This is a genomic window from Streptomyces sp. NH27 (genome assembly GCF_056859195.1).
Map to the genome: position 1 here is coordinate 1 of NZ_JACEGK010000638.1, position 4,017 is coordinate 4,017.

Below are 4,017 nucleotides of genomic sequence, written 5' to 3' on the forward strand. Positions count from 1 at the left end.
GGCGGGTGGTGCGGCTCGCCCGGTCGTACGGGTGGCGGCGGATCGCCGGGGCCGCGGCGATCGCCGTGCGGCTGTTGGGCTGCGGCGGGCTGCTCTACGCCGCGCAGGACCTCAAGGACCCGGCGGCCACCCACAACCGCGCGCTCACCGACACCGCCACCACCGACCAGGTGATCGGGGACGTCAGCAGCGCGCTGAGCGAGATCTTCGCGTACACGCCCGATGACACCGCCGCCACCGAACAGGCGGCCCGCAACGTCCTCGCGGGCAGCGCGGCCACCCAGTACCAGGCGCTGTTCGCGCAGATCAAGCAGAACGTCGCCACCCAGCAACTCACCCTCACCACAAGGGTCGTACGGGCCGGCGTGGTCAGCCTCACCGCCGACCGCGCCCGCCTGCTGGTCTTCCTCGACCAGACCGCGCAACGCGCGGGCTCCACCGCCACCAGCGCCGCCGCCCAACTCTCGGTCACCGCCGAGCAGATGAACGGCCACTGGCGGATCACCACACTCAAGGCCCGCTAGGGGAGAGGCAGATGCCACATATGCGTTTCGGCTCGCGCCCACCGCGCAAGGACGACCCCGCGGGCACCGCGGACACCGGGCCCACCGCGGAGGCCGTCGACGGCGAGGAACCGGCGGCGCCCGCGGCGGTCGCCGACGCGCAGGACACCGATGTCCCCGAGCCCGAGCCCGACCCAGAGCCCGAGCCCGCGGCACCGGCGGAAGCGGAAGCGGACGCGGGCGAGCCCGCGCGGGCGGCGTCCGCGGACCGGACCCGCGTCGGGCGCGGGCCGGCCGAGCACGGTGCGACTGCCGGCGCCGGGAAGTCCGGGGAGCCCGCGCGGGCCGCGCGCGTACGGCGCCCGCGCCCGCAGGACGACGACAAGGCGGACGGCCGCGCCGCGGCGACGGAAGCACGCCCGGGACGCCCCGCCCCCGCCGGGCGGCGGCCCGTGCTGGGCGCGGCGATCGCCCTGGTGGTGGCCGCGGCCGTCGCCGCGGTGTGGACCGGCTGGTCGTGGTACTCCGCCGCGCACGACGACAACGCGGCGTTCGCCCGTACCCGGGACACCGTGCTGGCCGCCGGCGAGCAGGCGGTGCAGAACATGAACACGCTCGACCACGCCCACCTCGCGGCGGGGCTCGCCGTGTGGGAGCAGAGCACCACGGGCGACCTGCACAGCCAACTCGTCCAGGGCCGGGCCGACTTCGAGCAGCAGGTGCAGCAGGCGCAGACGGTCAGTACGGCAAAGGTGCTGGACGGCGCGGTGACCGACCTCGACGACCGCACCGGGAAGGCCGATGTGATGGTCGCGCTCCAGATCACCGTGCAGGCGCCCAAGTCGAAGCCCTCGGTGAAGGAGAGCCGGCTGCTCGGCGAGATGACCCGTACCTCGGCCGGGTGGAAGCTCAGCGCGCTCGGCGACGCGCCGATGGGCGACAGCGCCTCCGCGGCGGCCGACCCCACGGTCACCACCCCCGCGACGACCGCACCCGCGACCGCCGCCGGCCACTGACGCCGCACCGCCGTACTGCCGCACCGCCGTACTGCCGCACGCCGCACGTCGTACGCGAGAGGACCGCAGCCCCATGTCGACCACACGCCACCTCATCAACCGGCAGCGCAGACTCGCCGCGGCGTCCGCGGCGGCGGGCGAGCGCACCGTAGGACCGGTCCGCGACAGTACCGACCGTACGAGCGCGAGCGCGGACACCGGGGCCGGCACCGGCACCGGCACGGCCGAGCGCGCCCCGGGCAGGGCCGGCAGGACGGCGACGGCGGTCCGCCCGCGCCGCACCGCCGCCCCCCGCCAGGCCGCCGCCGAGCGCGAAGCCGCCGCCCGGCCCGCGACCGCCGGGAAGGACACGGCCGCCCCACGCCGTACGGCCGCCTTGCGGCTGCCCGCCCGCTTCCCCCTCACCATCGCCGTGCTCGCCCTGCTCACCGTGCTGCTCGGCGCCTTCGCGGCATGGGCGGCCGGGAAGGCGTCCGCGCTGCACGACGGCTCGGCCGGCTCCAACACCGCGCTCACCGACAACGCCCGCACCGCCGAGGTGAAGGGCCAGATCGCGCAGGACGTGAACTCCGTCTTCTCCTACGACTACACCGACACCGCCCGCACCGACACCGCCGCGAAGAAGGTGCTCACCGGCAAGGCCGTCCAGCAGTACGCCACGATGATCGCCCAGGTGAAGGCGGCCGCCCCGAAGCAGAAACTGGTGCTGACCACCACGGTCACCGACACCGGCGTCGAGATGATCAGCGGCGACCGGGCCCGGGTGCTGGTCTACGCCGACCAGGGCAACACCTCCACGGCCAAGGGCGCGAACGCCGGCAACGCCTACTCGGCGGCGATGTTCGCGGTCGACGCGATCCGCCAGGCGGGCACGTGGAAGATCGCCTCGATCGACACCTTCGGCTGACCGCTTCGGCTGATGCGATCCGGCGTGCACCATGAGAGGAGCGGCGCCCGCAACACGTGCGAAACGGTGTGGTGCAATGCTCCTGATCCCCCGGTTTGCCGACGGCGGGGGAGCGGTGCCTGACCGGCGAGGATGGATGGATATGGACAAGCAGCAGGAGTTCGTTCTCCGCACCCTGGAGGAGCGGGACATCCGCTTCGTACGGCTGTGGTTCACCGACGTGCTCGGCTACCTGAAGTCGGTCGCCGTCGCCCCCGCCGAGCTGGAGCAGGCGTTCGACGAGGGCATGGGTTTTGACGGCTCCGCGATCGAGGGCTTCGCCCGGGTGTACGAGTCCGACATGATCGCCAAGCCGGACCCGAGCACCTTCCAGATCCTGCCCTGGCGCGCGGAGGCACCCGGCACCGCCCGGATGTTCTGCGACATCCTGATGCCCGACGGCTCGCCCTCCTACGCCGACCCGCGCTACGTCCTCAAGCGCGCCCTGGCCAAGACCTCCGACCTCGGCTTCACCTTCTACACCCACCCCGAGATCGAGTTCTTCCTGCTCAAGGAGCGCCCGCTGGACGGCAGTCGGCCGACCCCCGCGGACAACTCCGGCTACTTCGACCACACTCCGCAGAACGTCGGCATGGACTTCCGCCGCCAGGCGATCACCATGCTGGAGTCCATGGGCATCTCGGTCGAGTTCTCCCACCACGAAGGCGCCCCCGGCCAGCAGGAGATCGACCTGCGCTACGCCGACGCGCTGTCCACCGCCGACAACGTGATGACGTTCCGGCTGGTGATGAAGCAGGTGGCCCTGGAGCAGGGCGTACACGCCACCTTCATGCCCAAGCCGTTCTCGGAGTACCCCGGCTCCGGCATGCACACCCACCTCTCGCTCTTCGAGGGCGACCGCAACGCGTTCTACGAGTCCGGCGCGGAGTTCCAACTCTCCAAGGTCGGCCGGTCCTTCATCGCGGGCCTGCTCCGGCACGCCGCCGAGACCGCCGCGGTCACCAACCAGTGGGTCAACTCCTACAAGCGGATCTGGGGCGGCTCCCAGCGCACCGCGGGCGCCGGCGGCGAGGCCCCCTCGTACATCTGCTGGGGCCACAACAACCGGTCCGCGCTCATCCGCGTGCCGATGTACAAGCCGGGCAAGACCGGCTCCACCCGGGTCGAGGTCCGTTCCCTCGACTCCGGCGCCAACCCCTACCTCTCCTACGCCGTCCTCCTCGCCGCCGGCATGAAGGGCATCCAGGAGGGCTACGAACTCCCCGCCGGCGCCGACGACGACGTCTGGGCCCTCACCGACTCCGAGCGCCGCGCCCTCGGCATCGAGCCGCTGCCCCAGAACCTCGGCGAGGCGATCGACCTCATGGAGCGCAGCGAACTCGTCGCCGAGACCCTCGGCGAGCACGTCTTCGACTTCTTCCTGCGCAACAAGAAGCAGGAGTGGGAGGAGTACCGCTCGGAGGTCACCGCCTTCGAGCTGCGCAAGAACCTGCCGAATCTGTAACTCTGACCGCCCGCCGACGAGGGTGCCCGCCTCCAGCGGGCTCCCGGCCGTGTGGAGCACGCGGTCGGCGCATGGGCGGCATGGAGA

Annotated in this window: 4 protein-coding genes; all 4 read left to right on the top strand. The window is 72.5% G+C overall.

All coding sequences use genetic code 11. From position 1 onward, the window contains the following. Nucleotides 1–524 (top strand): hypothetical protein (locus AC13HU_RS33565; protein ID WP_483045765.1); only part of this gene is annotated, 524 nt, incomplete at its 5' end. Nucleotides 525–958: 434 nt separating this feature from the next. Continuing rightward, the gene (locus AC13HU_RS33570; RefSeq protein WP_483045768.1) at nucleotides 959–1,519 is read left to right on the top strand and encodes a hypothetical protein; all 561 of its coding nucleotides are present in this window, start codon (nucleotides 959–961) and stop codon (nucleotides 1,517–1,519) included. Nucleotides 1,520–1,592: 73 nt separating this feature from the next. Beyond that, on the top strand, nucleotides 1,593–2,426 hold the full coding sequence (locus tag AC13HU_RS33575) for a hypothetical protein (protein ID WP_483045766.1): 834 nt from the start codon (nucleotides 1,593–1,595) through the stop codon (nucleotides 2,424–2,426). Nucleotides 2,427–2,568: 142 nt separating this feature from the next. Beyond that, complete coding sequence (glnA, locus tag AC13HU_RS33580) at nucleotides 2,569–3,930, top strand: type I glutamate--ammonia ligase (RefSeq protein WP_483045767.1); 1,362 nt, start codon at nucleotides 2,569–2,571, stop codon at nucleotides 3,928–3,930. Nucleotides 3,931–4,017: the final 87 nt, after the last annotated feature.

Bases quoted from the DNA above. Each gene is read 5' to 3' on its own strand.
- AC13HU_RS33575 (WP_483045766.1), top strand. From the start codon at position 1,593: ATGTCGACCACACGCCACCTCATCAACCGGCAGCGCAGACTCGCCGCG.
- glnA (WP_483045767.1), top strand. From the start codon at position 2,569: ATGGACAAGCAGCAGGAGTTCGTTCTCCGCACCCTGGAGGAGCGGGAC.